The following is a 15684-nucleotide window of genomic DNA, read 5'->3' as shown; positions in this document are numbered from 1 at the left end:
GACTCCCGATGGCGCTCGAACGCTCCGACGTGGAAAAAATCGCCCACCTGGCCCGCCTGGGGCTGGAGGAGGCGGACATTCCGCGCACCACCGAGACCCTCAACAACATCCTCGGCCTGATCGACCACATGCAGGCGGTCGCCACCGACGGCATCGAACCGCTGGCCCACCCGCTGGAAACCACCCAGCGCCTGCGCGCCGACGCGGTGACCGAAAGCAATCGGCGCGACGCCTACCAGGCCATCGCCCCGGCCGTGGAAAACGGCCTGTATCTGGTTCCCAAGGTGATCGAGTGATGCATCGACTGACTCTGGCGCAAATCGCCCGCGGCCTGGCCGCCAAGGACTTTTCCTCCGTCGAGCTGAGCGAGGCGCTGCTGGCGCGCATCGAAGCGCTCGACCCGCAGCTCAACAGCTTCATCAGCGTCACCGCCGAGCAGGCCCGCGCCCAGGCGGCCGCCGCCGACGCACGCCGCGCGGCCGGCGAGAACGGCACGCTGCTCGGCGCGCCGATCGCGCACAAGGACTTGTTCTGCACCAAAGACGTGCTGACCACCTGCGCCTCGAAGATCCTCCACAACTTCAAGGCGCCCTACGACGCCACCGTGGTCGAGAAGCTCGCCGCGGCCGGCGCGGTCAGCCTCGGCAAGCTGAACATGGACGAGTTCGCCATGGGCTCGGCCAACGAATCCAGCCACTTCGGCGCGGTGAAGAACCCCTGGGACCTGACCCGCGTGCCGGGCGGCTCCAGCGGCGGCTCGGCCGCCGCGGTGGCCGCCGGACTGATTCCGGCCGCCACCGGCACCGACACCGGCGGCTCGATCCGCCAGCCGGCGGCGCTGACCAACCTCACCGGTCTCAAGCCGACCTATGGACGGGTATCGCGCTGGGGCATGATCGCCTACGCCTCCAGCCTCGACCAGGGCGGCCCCATCGCCCGCACCGCCGAGGACTGTGCCCTGCTGCTCGGCGCCATGGCCGGCTTCGACACCAAGGACTCCACCTGTGTCGACGCCCCGGTGGACGACTACCTGGCGGCGCTGAACCAGCCGCTGGCCGGCCTGCGCATCGGCCTGCCGAAGGAATACTTCGGCGCCGGCCTCGACGCGCGCATCGCCGAGGCGGTGCTGGCGGTGGTCGAGGAGCTGAAGAAGCTCGGCGCCACGGTCAAGGACATCTCGCTGCCGAACATGCAGCACGCGATCCCGGCCTACTACGTGATCGCCCCGGCCGAAGCCAGCTCCAACCTGTCGCGCTTCGACGGCGTGCGCTTCGGCTACCGCTGCGAGAACCCGGTCAACCTCGAAGACCTGTACAAGCGCTCGCGCGGCGAGGGCTTCGGCGCCGAGGTCAAGCGCCGCATCATGGTCGGCACCTACGCGCTGTCGGCCGGCTACTACGACGCCTACTACCTGAAGGCGCAGAAGATCCGCCGCCTGATCAAGAACGACTTCGTCCAGGCATTCGGCGAGGTCGACGTGATCCTCGGCCCGACCACCCCGAACCCGGCGTGGAAGCTCGGCGAAAAGAGCGCCGATCCGGTGTCGGCCTATCTGGAAGACATCTACACCATCACCGCCAACCTCGCCGGCATCCCCGGCCTGTCCATGCCGGCCGGCTTCGTCGACGGCCTGCCGGTGGGCGTGCAGCTCTTGGCGCCGTACTTCCAGGAGGCACGCCTGCTCAACGTGGCGCACCAGTACCAGCAGGTCAGCGACTGGCACACCCGCACCCCGGCCGGATTCTGAGGAACACGCACAATGCAATGGGAAACCGTGATCGGGCTGGAAATCCACGCCCAGCTCAGCACCCAATCGAAGATCTTCTCCGGCAGCGCCACCACCTTCGGCGCCGAGCCGAACACCCAGGCCAGCCTGGTCGATCTGGGCATGCCCGGCACCCTGCCGGTGCTGAATGAACAGGCGGTGCGCATGGCGGTGAAGTTCGGCCTGGCGATCGACGCCGAGCTGGGCCGCACCAACGTGTTCGCGCGCAAGAACTACTTCTACCCCGACCTGCCCAAGGGCTACCAGACCAGCCAGATGGACCACCCGGTGGTCGGCAAGGGTCACCTGGACATCACCCTGGAAGACGGTACGGTCAAGCGCATCGGCATCACCCGCGCGCACCTGGAAGAGGACGCCGGCAAGAGCCTGCACGAGGACTTCCACGGCATGTCCGGCATCGACCTCAACCGCGCCGGCACGCCGCTCTTGGAGATCGTTTCCGAACCGGACATCCGCTCGGCCAAGGAGGCGGTGGCCTACGTCAAGGCGATCCACGCGCTGGTGCGTTACCTGGGCATCTGCGACGGCAACATGGCCGAAGGCTCGCTGCGCTGCGACTGCAACGTCTCGGTGCGCCCCAAGGGTCAGGCCGAATTCGGCACCCGCGCCGAGATCAAGAACGTCAACTCGTTCCGCTTCATCGAGAAGGCGATCAATCACGAGGTGCAGCGGCAGATCGAGCTGATCGAGGACGGCGGCCAGGTGGTGCAGGAAACCCGCCTGTACGACCCGAACAAGGACGAGACCCGTTCGATGCGCAGCAAGGAGGAAGCCAACGACTACCGCTACTTCCCCTGCCCGGACCTGCTGCCGGTGGTGCTGGAAGACGACTTCATCGAGCAGATCCGCAGCGAGCTGCCGGAGCTGCCGGGCGAAAAGCGCGCGCGCTTCGAGAGCCAGTTCGGCCTGTCCACCTACGACGCCTCGGTACTCTCCGCCAGCCGCGAGCTGGCCGACTACTTCGAGGCCGTCCAGCAGGTCTGCGGCGATGCCAAGCTGGCCGCCAACTGGGTAATGGGCGAGCTGTCCAGCCTGCTCAACAAGGAAGGCCTGGAGATCGAGCAGTCGCCGGTGTCCACCGCCCAGCTGGGCGGGATGATCCTGCGCATCAAGGACAACACCATCAGCGGCAAGATCGCCAAGATGGTGTTCGAGGCGCTGGCCGCCGGCGAAGGCGAGTCCGCCGATGCGATCATCGAGGCCAAGGGCCTCAAGCAGGTCACCGACTCCGGTGCCATCGAGGCGATGCTGGACGAGGTACTGGCCGCCAACGCCGCCCAGGTCGAGCAGTACCGCGCCAGCGACGAGGCCAAGCGCGGCAAGATGTTCGGCTTCTTCGTCGGCCAGGCGATGAAGGCCTCCAAAGGCAAGGCCAACCCGGGGCAGGTCAACGAGCTGCTGAAGAAGAAGCTCGAAGGCTGAACCGCGGCGCCGGCGCGGCGCGGGCTTTCCGCCGGACGGTCGCGAACCGCGCGCCGCCCGGCGAATCGAAACAGCGCCACGCAACGCCGGGTTCGCCCGGCGTTGCGCCGTCCACGGGGAGCCTCGCGATGCACCGTCTTGTCCTGACCGCCATTCTCGTCCTGCTGGCCGGCTGCGCCAGCCCGCCGCCCGCCGGCACGCCCGTCTACCGCGCCGAAGGCCAGGCCTCCTGGTACGGCCAGCGCCATCATGGCCGGCGTACCGCCAGCGGCGAGCGCTTCGACCAGCACGCGCTGACCGCCGCCCATCGCAGCCTGCCGTTCGGCAGCCGGGTCAAGGTCACCCACCTGCGCAGCCAGCGCAGCGTGGTGGTGCGCATCAACGACCGCGGCCCCTACGGACGCGGACGGATCATCGACCTGTCGCGCGCCGCCGCCGAGCGCCTCGGCATGCTGCGCAGCGGCGTGGCACCGGTGCGCGTGGAGCGCATCGCCGACTGAAACCGCAGCGCAGCACGTGGTAACAATCGGCTCTGCTGCGAGGCTGCCAGGGCGCCGACAAACGGCTAAGCTTGCGCAAATTTTTCCCGGAGCCCTCCAAGCATGACCCTGATGACCTTCGTCTACCTGATCGCCGGCCTGGTGCTGCTGGTCGCCGGCGCCGAGGTGCTGGTGCGCGGCGCCGCGCGCCTGGCCGCGCAGTTCGGCATTCCGCCGCTGATCATCGGCCTGACCGTGGTGGCCTTCGGCACCAGCGCGCCGGAAACCGCGGTGAGCGTGCAGGCTGCCCTCGACGGCAGCGGCGACATCGCCATCGGCAACGTGGTCGGCAGCAACATCGCCAACGTGCTGCTGATCCTCGGCCTGTCGGCGCTGGTCGCGCCGCTGCTGGTATCGCGCCAGCTGATCCGTCTCGACGTGCCGCTGATGATCGGCGCCAGCCTGGTCACCTGGGCGCTGGCGATGGACGGCCAGCTCGGCCGCCTGGACGGCGCGCTGCTGTTCGGCGGCGTGGTCGCCTACACCGCGTTCCTGATCGTCAGCAGCCGCAAGGACAAGGCTGCCAGCAACGGCGACGAGTTCGCCGAGGAGTTCGGCCTGCACGAGGCGCCCAAGCCCTACGCCTGGGCGCTCAACCTCGCGCTGGTCGTGGCCGGCCTGGTGCTGCTGGTCGGCGGCTCCAACCTGCTGGTGGAAGGCGCGGTGACCCTGGCCAAGGCGCTGGGGCTGTCCGAGCTGGTGATCGGCCTGACCATCATCGCCGTCGGCACCTCGCTGCCGGAGCTGGCCACCTCGATGATCGCCGCCTTCAAGGGCGAGCGCGACATCGCCGTCGGCAACGTGGTGGGCAGCAACCTGTTCAACCTACTCTGCGTGCTGGGTCTGGCTTCGCTGGTCTCGCCGCTGCCTATCAACGTGTCGGCCAATGCGCTGGCCTTCGACTTCCCGGTGATGATCGCCGTCGCCGTGGCCTGCCTGCCGATCTTCTTCGCCGGCTACTGCATCAAGCGCTGGGAAGGTGCGCTGTTCGTCGCCTACTACGCGATCTACACCGTCTGGCTGATCATGCACAGCACCGCCGCGCCGGGCCTGGGCCTGTTCAGCCAGGCGATGCTGTGGTTCGTGCTGCCGCTGACCGCCATCACCCTGCTGGTGATCGGCGGCCGGGCCTGGAAACTGCAGCGCTGAAACCCGCCTGCCGCGCGTCATGAAAAACGCCGTTTCCCCCTGCGGGGAAACGGCGTTTGGCTTTGCTGGCGACCATGGCGCCGGGCGGGCGCTCAGCGGCGTACCGGGCGCTTCTGCAGCTTGCGCTGCAGGGTGCGGCGGTGCATGCCCAGGGCGCGGGCGGTGGCGGAGATGTTGCCGTCGTGCTCGGCCAGCACGCGCTGGATGTGCTCCCACTGCAGGCGATCCACCGACATGGGGTTTTCCGGCACCAAGCTGTCGACGTCGGCGTGCTCGGAGAGCAGCGCGGCCAGCACGTCGTCGGCGTCGGCCGGCTTGCACAGGTAGTTGCAGGCGCCGCGCTTGATCGCCTCCACCGCGGTGGCGATGCTCGAATAGCCGGTGAGGATCACCACGCGCATCTCGCCGTCCAGCTCCAGCAGCTTGGGCAGCAGCACCAGCCCGGAGTCGCCGTCCATCTTCAGGTCGAGCACCGCATAGTCGGGCAGGTCCTGCTCGGCCAGCGCCAGTCCTTCCTCGGCCGAGGAGGCCACCGACACCCGCAGGCCGCGGCGGGTCATCGCCCGCGCCAGCACGCGGGTGAAGGTCTGGTCGTCATCCACCAGCAGCAGGTGGGGCTGCTCCTCCACATCGAATAACGCTTCTTCGCTCATCAAATACCTCGCAAGGCGAAACTGGCGCTCGAACGACGCCTCAGATACGCGGCAGACGCAGCTCGGTGAGCGTGCCGCCGTCTTCGTGGTTGTAGAGCTTCACTGTACCACCGGCGCGGCTGACGCTGGCCTGGCTGAGGAACAGGCCGAGGCCGAATCCCTTGCCCTTGGTGGTGAAGAACGGCTTGCCGAGCTGCTCGGCGATCGCCAGCGGCACGCCGGCGCCGTGGTCGCGGATGCTCAGGCAGAGTTCGCGGGCATCCCAGTCGAGACGGATGTCGAGGTTCTCCGGACAGGCATCGGCGGCGTTGTTGAGCAGGTTGAGCAGCGCCTGGCTGAGATCGGCCGGCGGCATCAGCAGCGGCGCCGCGCCGATGCCCTGGCACTGGTAGCGGTAGGTGGCTTCCGGGCGCATCAGGTGCCAGCGACGCAGCACGCTCTCCAGCCACTCGCCGGCGGTCTGTTCCTTGATCGACTGGCGCCGCTCGGCCTCGGCGGCGCGCACCAGCTGCTGCAGGCTGTCCTTGCACAGCTTGACCTGCTCCTGCAGCAGGGCCAGATCCTCCTGCAGCACCGGTTCGTCGCGGTACTCCTGGCGCAGCTCCTTGAGCAGCACGCTCATGGTCGCCAGCGGGGTGCCCAGCTCATGGGCCGCGCCGGCCGCCTGGGTGGCCACCGCCAGCAACTGCTGGTCGCGCATGCCCTCCTCGCGGCGCTCGGCCTGCAGGCGGTCCTGGGTGCGCAGCGCATCGGCCATCTTCACCACGAAGAAGGTGATGAACGCCGCCGACAGGGCGAAGTTCAGCCACATGCCGAACAGGTGCAGGTTGATCAGCATCGCCTCGTGCTGCACGTTGCTCATGTGCAGCGGGTGGTACCAGATCAGCAGCAGGGTGTAGCCGGTCAGCGCCAGGCCGCTGAGCACCATGGAATACAGCCACGGCAGGGTCGCCGCGGCGATGGTCAGCGGCACCAGATAGTAGGAGACGAAGGGGTTGGTCGAACCGCCCGAGTAGTAGAGCAGCACGCTGTGGATGATCAGGTCGCAGACCAGCTGCAGCGCGTACTCCTGCTCGGTGACCGGCCAGGGCCCGCGCAGGCGCAGCGCGGTGCCCAGACAGAGCAGCGCGGAGACCGCCAGGGTGATGCCGAGCTGGGTCCACGGCAGCGGCAGCAGGTCGGACAGCCAGGCGAAACCCACCGAGCCGGCCTGGGCGGCCAGCACGAGCAGACGGATCAGGACCAGCCGGCCGAGGTTCTGCAGGCTGGCGGAAAACAGGAGCTGGGCAGGTGCTTGCATAGCGGATTCCGGAAACTGGGCAGAGTATACCTGCGCCACGACGGCCACGGCTGCGGCAAAACTGCACAGCCCTGGGGCATGATGGGGAACCGCCAGGGCCGCCATCCGGTCATAGCGCCATCGCCCCGTTACGGACAGGAGTCACCCATGATGCTGCGCCCCACCCTCTCCCTGCTCGCCCTCGCCGCCGGCCTGCTGGCCCTGCCGGCGCAGGCCGAGGAGCCGCGCTACAACCAGATCGGCCTGCGCGCCGAGGTCAGCCGCGAAGTGCCCCACGACCGCATGCACGTCACCCTCTATCGCGAGGAGCAGCACGGCGACCCGGCGGTGCTGGCCGGGCGCATCACCGAAGCCCTCAACCGCGCCGTCGCGCGCAGCCGCACGGTCAAGGCGATCAGCGCCAGCCTGGGCAGCCGCCACAGCTACCCGGTCTACGAAGACAAGGGGCGCAAGATCATCGGCTGGCGCGAACGCGCCGAACTGCGCCTGGAGAGCGCCGACTTCGCCGCCCTCGCCCGTCTGGCCGGCGAGCTGCAGGAGGAGCTGCAGATGGCCGACATGAGCTTCAGCCTCTCCGAGGCCAGCCGCAAGCGCCACGAGGACGAACTGCTGCGCGAGGCGGTACAGGCCTTCCAGGCCCGCGCCCGACTGCTCAGCGAGGCATTGGGCGCCAGCCGCTACCAACTGGTGCGCCTGGACCTCAACAGCACCGGCTTCGCCCGTCCGCCGCTGCTGCGCGCCATGGCGATGAAGGACAGCGCGATGGCCACCGGCGCCCCGGCCGCGGAAATCGAGGCCGGCAACAGCGAGCTGCGCATCAGCGCCGACGGCGTGATCGAGGTGCAGCCCGCCCCGTGAAGGACTGCGCGCGGCGCCCTGTTGCCGGCGCCGCGCGACGGGCGATAATCGCGCCGTCCCGCCACCGGAGTTTCCCGCATGTCCAGCGTCGCCCCCCTGATCCTCGAACCCGCCCAGCCCGCCAGCGCCTGCGTGATCTGGCTGCACGGCCTGGGCGCCGACCGCTACGACTTCCAGCCGGTGGCCGAAGCGCTGCAGCGCGTGCTGCCCGGCGTGCGCTTCGTGCTGCCGCAGGCGCCGACCCGTCCGGTGACCCTCAACGGCGGCTGGAGCATGCCCTCTTGGTACGACATCGTCGCCCTCGAACCCGAGCGCGCCCTCGACCTGGCGCAACTGGAGGACTCGGCCAGCCGGGTGCTGGAACTGATCGAGGCGCAACGCGCCAGCGGCATCCCTGCCGAGCGGATCTTCCTCGCCGGCTTTTCCCAGGGCGGCGCCGTGGTCCTGCATGCCGCCTTCCGCCGCTGGGCCGGCGCGCTGGGCGGCGTGCTGGCGCTGTCCACCTACGCGCCCGCCTTCGAGCCAGGCCAGACACTCGGCGCCATCCAGCAGGCCCACCCGGTGCTCTGCCTGCACGGCAGCGAGGATGCGGTGGTCGACCCGGCCCTCGGCCGCCGCGCCCACGACTGGCTCGCCGAACGCGGCGTGGCGGTCGAGTGGCGCAGCTACCCGATGGGCCACGAGGTCGGCAACGCGGAAATCCGCGACATCGCCCTGTGGCTGAGCGAGCGCCTGGCCGCCTGAGTGCCCCACGGCTTCGCCCCGCCCCCCATCTTGCTTTACACTGCAGTTCGTTCTTTCTTAGTCCAGATCGAGATCACCCGTGCTCAAGGCACCCACGACCCCATTCAGCAAAGACCCGGAGGCCCAGTTGGCCCAGAACGCCAGCCCGACCAGCGGCCAGGGCGCAAGTCCGGCAGACGCCGCAGCCCAGAACATCCCGAACACTCCCGGCGCCGACGAGCAGCGCCCGGCGCCTGAGGAAGGCGAACGCACGCGCAAGCCGCGCGGCGAAAAGAACGCCGACAAGCCGCGCCAGCCCAAGACCGAAGGCCCGCGGCGCGCACGCGGCCCGCGCAAGCCGGCGGTCGACGCCTGGAAGCCGGAAGACTTCGTGGTCGAGCCCCAGGAAGGCAAGACCCGCTTCCACGACTTCAACCTGGATGCGCGCCTGATGCACGGCATCCACGACCTCGGCTTCACCTACTGCACGCCGATCCAGGCCCAGGTGCTCGGCCACACCCTGCGCGGCCGCGACGCCATCGGCAAGGCGCAGACCGGCACCGGCAAGACCGCCGCGTTCCTGATCTCCACCATCACCCAGCTGCTGATCACCCCGCCGCCCAAGGAGCGCTACATGGGCGAGCCGCGCGCGCTGATCATCGCGCCGACCCGCGAGCTGGTGGTGCAGATCGCCAACGACGCCCGCGACCTGACCCGCCACACCGGCCTCAACGTGATGAGCTTCGTCGGCGGCATGGACTTCGACAAGCAGCTCAAGCAGCTGGAAGCGCGCTACTGCGACATCCTGGTGGCCACCCCCGGCCGCCTGCTGGACTTCAACCAGCGCGGCGAGGTGCACCTGGACATGGTCGAGGTGATGGTGCTGGATGAGGCCGACCGCATGCTCGACATGGGCTTCATCCCCCAGGTGCGGCAGATCATCCGCCAGACTCCGCCGAAGAGCGAACGGCAGACCCTGCTGTTCTCGGCGACCTTCACCGACGACGTGATGCACCTGGCCAAGCAGTGGACCACCAGCCCGGCCATCGTCGAGATCGAGCCGGAGCACGTGGCCAGCGACACCGTCGAACAGCATGTCTACGCGGTGGCCGGCAGCGACAAGTACAAGCTGCTGTACAACCTGATCGAGCAGAACGACTGGATCCGGGTGATGGTCTTCGCCAACCGCAAGGACGAAGTGCGGCGCATCGAGGAGCGCCTGACCCGCGACGGCATCAGCGCCGCGCAGATGTCCGGCGACGTGCCGCAGCACAAGCGCATCAAGGTCCTGGAAGGCTTCCGCGAAGGCAAGATCCGCGTGCTGGTGGCCACCGACGTGGCCGGTCGCGGCATTCACGTCGACGGCGTCAGCCATGTGATCAACTACACCCTGCCAGAAGATCCGGACGACTACGTGCACCGCATCGGTCGTACCGGCCGTGCCGGCGCCAGCGGCACCTCGATCAGCTTCGCCGGCGAGGACGATGCCTTCGCCCTGCCGCCGATCGAGGCGCTGATCGGCCGCAAGATCCAGTGCGAGATGCCCCCGGCCGAGCTGCTCAAGCCGGTGCCGCGCAAGCACTGAGCCGCCAGCGGCGACGAGCAAAGGCGAAACCCATGGGTTTCGCCTTTTTTATTGCCGCGCCGGCGGCCCGCGGCTACAGCGCCCAGCGCCGCAGCAGGTTGTGGTAGACGCCGGTGAGCTGCACGCTGGCGGCATGCTCGGCGCCGAGTTCTTGGTTGATCCGCTGGATGCCGGTGTCCAGATCGAACAGCAGGCTGCGCTGGCCATCGTCGCGCACCATGCTCTGCATCCAGAAGAACGAGCAGACCCGTGCACCGCGGGTGACCGGCATGACCTGGTGCAGGCTGGTCGAGGGGTAGAGGATCATGTCGCCGGCCGGCAGCTTGACGCTGTGCGCGCCGTAGGTGTCCTCGACCACCAGCTCGCCGCCGTCGTACTCGTCGGGAGCGGTGAAGAACAGCGTGGCCGACAGGTCGGTGCGGATTCGCTCGCCGCTGCCGCGCTCGGTGCGGATCGCGTTGTCGACATGGATGCCGAACGACTGGCCGCCCTGGTAGCAGTTGAACAGCGGCGGGAAGATCCGGCTCGGCAGGGCCGCGGCGATGAACAGCGGATTGCGCTCCAGCGCCTGGAGGATCAGCGCACCGATCTGCCGCGCCTCGGCGCAGTCCTCGGGCAGTTGCAGGTTGTCCTTGGCCATCGCCGACTGGAAGCCGGCGGTGCTCCGGCCGTCCGCCCAGGGCGCCTGCTGCAGCAGACGGCGGCAGTCGGCGACCTGTTCGGGACTGAGAACCTGGGGAATGTGCAGCATCATGGCAAGCGGTCTCCGCTGACGACGAAGCCCCGCCGAAGGGCGGGGCTCGTCGGGTGACAAGGATCAGAAGGCGTAGGTGGCCGAGAGGATCGCCGAACGGGCATCGCCATACTCGACGGCCGAAGAACGGGTGTTCAGGCCGACGTTCTGCCGCACGTTCTGCACATACTCCTCGTCGAACAGGTTGTTGAGGTTCAGCTGCAGGTCGATTTCCTCGTTGACCTTGTAACCGACCATGGCGTTGTGCAGCCAGTAGGCGTCCAGTTTGGCCCGGTCGCTGGAGGTCACGTTGCGCTCGCTGACGTAGCGGGCGCCGTAGCCCAGACGCCAGCCGGCCGGCAGCTCGTAGGTGGTCCACAGGTTGAGGGAGTGCGGCGGGGTGTTGCCCAGCGCCTGCCCCTCGCGGGCGATGCCGGCTGCGGTGTCGGCTGCCTTGAGGGTTTCGCTGTCGAGGAAGGTGTAGTTGGCGTAGACGTTCCATTGCGCGCTGAGCTTGCCGGTCACCCCCAGCTCGACGCCCTGCACCCGCTGCTCGCCGGCCAGCTGGGTGGAGCCGTCGGCCATGGTTTCGCGGGCGTTGGTCTTCTCGACGCGGAACAGCGCACCGTCCAGCTGCAGACGTCCGTCCAGCAGCTCCCACTTGCTGCCCAGCTCCCAGGTCTTGTTCTTCTCCGGCGCCAGATCGGCGGCGGCGGCGTTCAGCGCGCCGCTGGAGGCCAGGTTCTCGGCGGCCGGGTTGAACGAGGTGCCGTAGGCAACATAGATGCGCCCGTTGTCGGTCGGCTTGTAGACCAGGCCGGCACGCCCGCTGAATTCGCGGTCGCGGCTGTCCAGACGGGTGACGGTGCCGGCCGGCAGCGCGGTGTTCTTCGACTCGCCGTCGATCCAGTCGTAGCGCAGGCCCAGGCTCAGATCCCACTGCGGATCAAGCGCGATGGTATCGAAGACATATACAGCCTGATTGTCCAGGCGGGTCGAGGTGTCGGCCGAGCGCGCCTTGTCGAGCGGACCGCTGTAGTAACCCGGCGGATTGCCGAGGTCGAAGTCGCGACCGGCGAAGTTGAGCCCGTAGGCATAGGTGATGCGCTCGTAATCCTCGCGGGAGAACTCGGCGCCGGCGACCAGGCGGTGCCCCAGGCCGAAGGTGTCGAAATCGGCGCTCAGGTTGGTCTGGTTGATCAGCATCTCGCTGGTCGCATCGCGGCCATAGCCCTGCGGGCCGGCCGGACGATAGCGGCCGGGGGCCACCGGATCGGCGGCGCTGCCGACCAGGTTGACGTGGGACGCGGAGATCACCGTATCGCGGGCGATGCGGCTGTAACGGGTGAGGTTCTGCAGGCTCAGACGGTCGTTGAAGCGATGCTCCAGCTTGGCGGTGAAGGCGTCGCTCTCGATCTCTTCCTTGTCGATGTTGCTGAAGCCGAAATAGCCGTCGCGATCCACCCCGGTCAGACGCTTGCCGTCGAAGGCCGGCACGCCGTAGTCGGGCAGGTTGTCGTCGCTCTGGTGGAAGTAGCTGAGGGTCAGGCGGGTGTCCTCGCTCAGCCCAAGGGCCAGGGACGGTGCGATGCCCCAGCGCTGGCGGTCGATCTGGTCGCGACCCGGGACGTCGTTTTCGTGGGCCATCAGGTTGAGGCGGAACGCGCTGTCTTCGCCGACGCCGTCAAGGGTCTGGTTGGTGTCCAGGGTCAGGCGATGGTAGCTGTCGGTGCCGAGGCTCGCGCCGATCTCGGTGAAGTCGCGCTGGCGCGGCGTCTTGCTGATCTGGTTGATGCTGCCGCCGGTAGTGCCGGCGCCGCCGAACACCGAGTTCGGCCCCTTGATCACCTCCACCTGCTCGATGTTGAAGGTGTCGGTACGGTTGCTCTGGCTGCTGTCGCGCAGACCGTCGACCTGCATGTTGGCGTTGGCGCTGAAGCCGCGGATGTTGATGCTGTCGCCGGAGCCGCCGCCGCCTTCGCCGGCATTGAAGGTGATCCCCGAGACGTTGGACAGCACCTGGCGCAGGCTCAGCGCCTGCTGCTCGCGTATCACCTCCTGCGGCACCACGCTGACGGTCTGCGGCGTATCCAGCAGCGGCGCGGCGTACTTGGCCGAGGCCGAGCGCTCGACCTTGTAGCCGCTCTGCTCGCCCTTGACGGTCACGCTGCCCAGTTGCGCCGGCTCGTCGGCCAGTGCCGGCATGGCCAGCGACGCCACCGCCAGGCCGACGGCCGAGGCCAGCAGGCGTTGCGGTTGATGCTGAGAGGACTTGATGAATGCACGCATGAGAATGTCTCCCGTTTTAATGGGAGGCGATTCTATTTGAGAATTAGTATCAGTAAATAGCCGCTCACATAATTTACATTAACTTTACAAAAAGCAGGGAACCTCGATCCCCACTGACGCCACCGCGCCTGTACATCAGCCATTTACAGGCCATCTGCCGAGGGGTATAGGCAATGGCCAGGGTCATACGCCAGCCCGCCAAAGCACACGCAACGTCAACAAAAGGTAAAAAAGGTGACTTTTATTTGAGAATCCATACCATTGGCACCTGCACATCTATCCGCAACCATCTTTCAGGAAGAAGCGAGCCCGCCATGTCCCTGCCCTCCCGCTCCGCCCTTGCCATCGCCATTGCCTGCTGCAGCCAGGCCGCTCTGGCCGAGCAAGCTCCGGTCCAGCTCGACAACGTGGTGGTCAGCGCCGCCGGCTTCGAGCAGAAGGTCACCGACGCGCCGGCCAGCATCAGCGTGATCGGCCAGGAAGACCTGCGCAAAAAGCGCTATGCCAACCTGGCCCAGGCCCTGGAGGACGTCGAAGGCGTGGACGTGCGCCAGGGCACCGGCAAGACCGGCGGCCTGAACATCAGCATCCGCGGCCTGCCCAGCGAATACACCCTGATCCTCATCGACGGCCGCCGGCAGAACACCGCCGGCAACGTCACCCCCAACGGCTTCAACGAAACCTCGACCAGCTTCATGCCGCCGATGTCGGCTATCGAACGCATCGAGGTGATCCGCGGGCCGATGTCCACCCTGTATGGCTCCGACGCCATGGGCGGGGTGGTCAACATCATCACCAAGAAGGTCGCCGACCAGTGGAGCGGCTCGGTCAGTGTCGACCACACCTTCCAGGAAAACCGCGACTACGGCGAAGCCAGCAAGAGCAGTCTGTACGCCAGCGGCCCGCTGATTGACGGCCTGCTCGGCCTGGCCGTGCGCGGCAGCCTGTACGACCGCGGCGAGTCGGACCTGAGCTTCGACAACGACAGCACCGTGAGCAAGCGCGGCGCGGCCCCGGTCGAGGGCCGCAACAACACCTTCGGCGCACGCCTGAGCCTGACCCCGCACGAAGACCACGACTTCTATCTGGATGCCGAACTCGGCCGCCAGGTCTACAACAACGACGACTGCCAGCTCGGCAACCTCGACGGCAAGACCGGCGGCAGCGCCACCGCCGGCTGCACCACGGACGCACCGACCGTGGCCAACGGCTACAAGGACGAACTGCGCTTCGAGCGCGACCAGTTCGTGGTCGGTCATACCGCACGCCTGCCCGTCGGCACCCTGGACAGCAGCCTGACCCACAACACCACCGAAACCATCGGCCGCAGCATCCCCGGCACCGTGGGCCGCGCTTACACCGGTTACCCATCGATCGTCGGCGGCGCCGACCGCGAGCTCAAGTCCACCGACCTGATCTTCGACAGCAAGCTGGTCGCACCGCTCGGCGAGCACCATATCGCCACCCTCGGCGGCCAGTACTGGGACGCCGAAGTGATCGACGGCATCGCCTCGGACAAGTTCCAGCAGACCTCCTGGGCCCTGTTCGCCGAGGACGAGTGGCGCTTGCGCGACGACCTGGCCCTGACCCTCGGCGCCCGCTACGAAGACCACGAGGCCTTCGGCGGCCACGTCAGCCCGCGCGCCTACCTGGTGTGGAACACCAACGACAACTGGACCCTCAAGGGCGGCGTCAGCCGCGGCTACAAGACGCCGAGCCTCAACCAGTTGCACGACGGCATCAGTGGCGTGACCGCCCAGGGTCGCACCCTGACCATCGGCAGTCCGCACCTGGAGCCGGAAACCACCACCAACACCGAGTTCGGCGCCTACTTCGACAACCTCGCCGGCTTCAACGCCAACGTCACCCTGTTCCACAACAAGTTCCAGGACAAGATCGACGACGGCGCGCCGCTGCCCAACTGCTTCTACACCGCCAACCCCAACCAACCGGGCTGCGTCAGTTACGGCAGCGGCTTCACCCAGGAAAGCTTCGGCCAGAGCGTGAATATCGGCGAGGCCGTCACCCAGGGCGTCGAAGTGGCCGGGCGCTGGCAGTTCGCCCCGCGCTGGAGCCTGAGCGGCAACTACACCTTCAGCGACAGCGAGCAGCAGAGCGGTGCCGACAAGGGCGCCCCGCTGACCAACACTCCGCGCCACATGCTCAACGCCAGCCTCGACTGGCAGGCCACCGAGCGTCTGGCCCTGTGGCTCAAGGGCGAGTACCGCAGCGAGCGCACCCGCTTCACCAACCGCTACGCCAACCTGACCGCCGCCAACAAGGCCCTTCAGGATGCGGCCGGCGATCTCAAGGCCTACGAGGTGTTCCACCTCGGCGCCTCGTTCAAGGCCGCCGACAACGTGACCCTGAACGCCAGCATCTACAACCTGCTGGACAAGGATTTCCTCGAAGGCAAGCGCTACGTCACCAACACCGGCAGCACCGACTGGGCCTCCGACTACATCCAGAGCGCTGCCGCCACCACCGGCACCCTGGAAGAAGGCCGTCGCCTCTGGCTGTCCGCCACCGTCGACTTCTGAGCCTGAACACCTGGCCCGCCGCCCGGCGGGCCAGGCCTTAAACGCGAACGTATATTATTGGTAAATTTTTCGCACACAGCGCGAAGAGCCAATAGAATCCCCCGCCA

General features: G+C 67.7%; 13 protein-coding genes. 9 read left to right on the top strand and 4 right to left on the bottom strand.

Going from position 1 to position 15684, the window contains the following annotated elements:
• Positions 1 to 8 precede the first annotated feature (8 nt).
• From gatC to BLU22_RS09705, 5 genes are all read left to right on the top strand, one after another.
• Complete coding sequence (gatC, locus tag BLU22_RS09725; protein WP_090213987.1) at positions 9 to 296, top strand: Asp-tRNA(Asn)/Glu-tRNA(Gln) amidotransferase subunit GatC; 288 nt, start codon at positions 9 to 11, stop codon at positions 294 to 296.
• Positions 293 to 1747 (top strand): Asp-tRNA(Asn)/Glu-tRNA(Gln) amidotransferase subunit GatA, encoded by a 1455-nt coding sequence (gene gatA, locus BLU22_RS09720; RefSeq protein ID WP_173867175.1) that lies wholly within the window; start codon positions 293 to 295, stop codon positions 1745 to 1747. The genes gatC and gatA overlap by 4 nt, the downstream gene beginning before the upstream one ends.
• A gap of 12 nt (positions 1748 to 1759) precedes the next feature.
• Positions 1760 to 3208, top strand: a complete 1449-nt coding sequence (gatB, locus tag BLU22_RS09715) for an Asp-tRNA(Asn)/Glu-tRNA(Gln) amidotransferase subunit GatB (protein ID WP_090213985.1) — start codon at positions 1760 to 1762, stop codon at positions 3206 to 3208.
• A 128-nt stretch (positions 3209 to 3336) separates the two neighbouring features.
• Positions 3337 to 3708, top strand: a complete 372-nt coding sequence (locus BLU22_RS09710) for a septal ring lytic transglycosylase RlpA family protein (RefSeq protein ID WP_090213984.1) — start codon at positions 3337 to 3339, stop codon at positions 3706 to 3708.
• A 102-nt stretch (positions 3709 to 3810) separates the two neighbouring features.
• On the top strand, positions 3811 to 4896 hold the full coding sequence (locus BLU22_RS09705) for a calcium/sodium antiporter (protein ID WP_090213982.1): 1086 nt from the start codon (positions 3811 to 3813) through the stop codon (positions 4894 to 4896).
• A gap of 92 nt (positions 4897 to 4988) precedes the next feature.
• Here the strand turns inward: BLU22_RS09705 and BLU22_RS09700 are convergent, their stop codons facing one another.
• Together BLU22_RS09700 and BLU22_RS09695 are read right to left on the bottom strand one after the other, a co-directional pair.
• Complete coding sequence (locus BLU22_RS09700) at positions 4989 to 5549, bottom strand: response regulator transcription factor (protein WP_090213981.1); 561 nt, start codon at positions 5547 to 5549, stop codon at positions 4989 to 4991.
• Between the two features lie 40 nt (positions 5550 to 5589).
• On the bottom strand, positions 5590 to 6849 hold the full coding sequence (locus BLU22_RS09695) for an ATP-binding protein (RefSeq protein ID WP_090213979.1): 1260 nt from the start codon (positions 6847 to 6849) through the stop codon (positions 5590 to 5592).
• A gap of 147 nt (positions 6850 to 6996) precedes the next feature.
• On the opposite strand from BLU22_RS09695, the gene BLU22_RS09690 reads away from it, so the two are divergent.
• The 3 genes from BLU22_RS09690 to rhlB all read left to right on the top strand — a co-directional run bounded on the left by BLU22_RS09690 (position 6997) and on the right by rhlB (position 10015).
• On the top strand, positions 6997 to 7707 hold the full coding sequence (locus tag BLU22_RS09690; protein ID WP_090213978.1) for an SIMPL domain-containing protein: 711 nt from the start codon (positions 6997 to 6999) through the stop codon (positions 7705 to 7707).
• A 78-nt stretch (positions 7708 to 7785) separates the two neighbouring features.
• Complete coding sequence (locus BLU22_RS09685; RefSeq protein WP_090213976.1) at positions 7786 to 8451, top strand: alpha/beta hydrolase; 666 nt, start codon at positions 7786 to 7788, stop codon at positions 8449 to 8451.
• A gap of 79 nt (positions 8452 to 8530) precedes the next feature.
• Positions 8531 to 10015: an ATP-dependent RNA helicase RhlB gene (rhlB, locus tag BLU22_RS09680; RefSeq protein ID WP_231975232.1), complete on the top strand. Its 1485-nt coding sequence runs from the start codon at positions 8531 to 8533 to the stop codon at positions 10013 to 10015.
• A gap of 73 nt (positions 10016 to 10088) precedes the next feature.
• On the opposite strand, the gene BLU22_RS09675 is transcribed toward rhlB, so the two are convergent.
• Both BLU22_RS09675 and BLU22_RS09670 read right to left on the bottom strand, forming a co-directional pair.
• Complete coding sequence (locus tag BLU22_RS09675; RefSeq protein ID WP_090213973.1) at positions 10089 to 10769, bottom strand: Fe2+-dependent dioxygenase; 681 nt, start codon at positions 10767 to 10769, stop codon at positions 10089 to 10091.
• 63 nt (positions 10770 to 10832) lie between these two features.
• The gene (locus BLU22_RS09670) at positions 10833 to 13037 is read right to left on the bottom strand and encodes a TonB-dependent receptor (protein ID WP_090213972.1); all 2205 of its coding nucleotides are present in this window, start codon (positions 13035 to 13037) and stop codon (positions 10833 to 10835) included.
• Between the two features lie 314 nt (positions 13038 to 13351).
• On the opposite strand from BLU22_RS09670, the gene BLU22_RS09665 reads away from it, so the two are divergent.
• Positions 13352 to 15577 carry a TonB-dependent receptor domain-containing protein gene (locus BLU22_RS09665; RefSeq protein ID WP_090213970.1) on the top strand — a complete coding sequence of 742 codons (2226 nt, stop codon included), beginning with the start codon at positions 13352 to 13354 and terminating at the stop codon, positions 15575 to 15577.
• Positions 15578 to 15684: the final 107 nt, after the last annotated feature.

This window comes from Pseudomonas guangdongensis (genome assembly GCF_900105885.1).
GTDB lineage: Bacteria > Pseudomonadota > Gammaproteobacteria > Pseudomonadales > Pseudomonadaceae > Geopseudomonas > Geopseudomonas guangdongensis.
This window is presented reverse-complemented; position numbering and strand designations above follow the sequence as displayed.

What these genes read in the sequence shown, in the direction of transcription:
- gatC (WP_090213987.1), top strand. Translation starts at nt 9, where the DNA reads ATGGCGCTCGAACGCTCCGACGTGGAAAAAATCGCCCACCTGGCCCGC.
- gatB (WP_090213985.1), top strand. Translation starts at nt 1,760, where the DNA reads ATGCAATGGGAAACCGTGATCGGGCTGGAAATCCACGCCCAGCTCAGC.
- BLU22_RS09710 (WP_090213984.1), top strand. Translation starts at nt 3,337, where the DNA reads ATGCACCGTCTTGTCCTGACCGCCATTCTCGTCCTGCTGGCCGGCTGC.
- BLU22_RS09705 (WP_090213982.1), top strand. Translation starts at nt 3,811, where the DNA reads ATGACCCTGATGACCTTCGTCTACCTGATCGCCGGCCTGGTGCTGCTG.
- BLU22_RS09700 (WP_090213981.1), bottom strand. Translation starts at nt 5,549, where the DNA reads ATGAGCGAAGAAGCGTTATTCGATGTGGAGGAGCAGCCCCACCTGCTG.
- BLU22_RS09695 (WP_090213979.1), bottom strand. Translation starts at nt 6,849, where the DNA reads ATGCAAGCACCTGCCCAGCTCCTGTTTTCCGCCAGCCTGCAGAACCTC.
- BLU22_RS09690 (WP_090213978.1), top strand. Translation starts at nt 6,997, where the DNA reads ATGATGCTGCGCCCCACCCTCTCCCTGCTCGCCCTCGCCGCCGGCCTG.
- BLU22_RS09685 (WP_090213976.1), top strand. Translation starts at nt 7,786, where the DNA reads ATGTCCAGCGTCGCCCCCCTGATCCTCGAACCCGCCCAGCCCGCCAGC.
- BLU22_RS09675 (WP_090213973.1), bottom strand. Translation starts at nt 10,769, where the DNA reads ATGATGCTGCACATTCCCCAGGTTCTCAGTCCCGAACAGGTCGCCGAC.
- BLU22_RS09670 (WP_090213972.1), bottom strand. Translation starts at nt 13,037, where the DNA reads ATGCGTGCATTCATCAAGTCCTCTCAGCATCAACCGCAACGCCTGCTG.
- BLU22_RS09665 (WP_090213970.1), top strand. Translation starts at nt 13,352, where the DNA reads ATGTCCCTGCCCTCCCGCTCCGCCCTTGCCATCGCCATTGCCTGCTGC.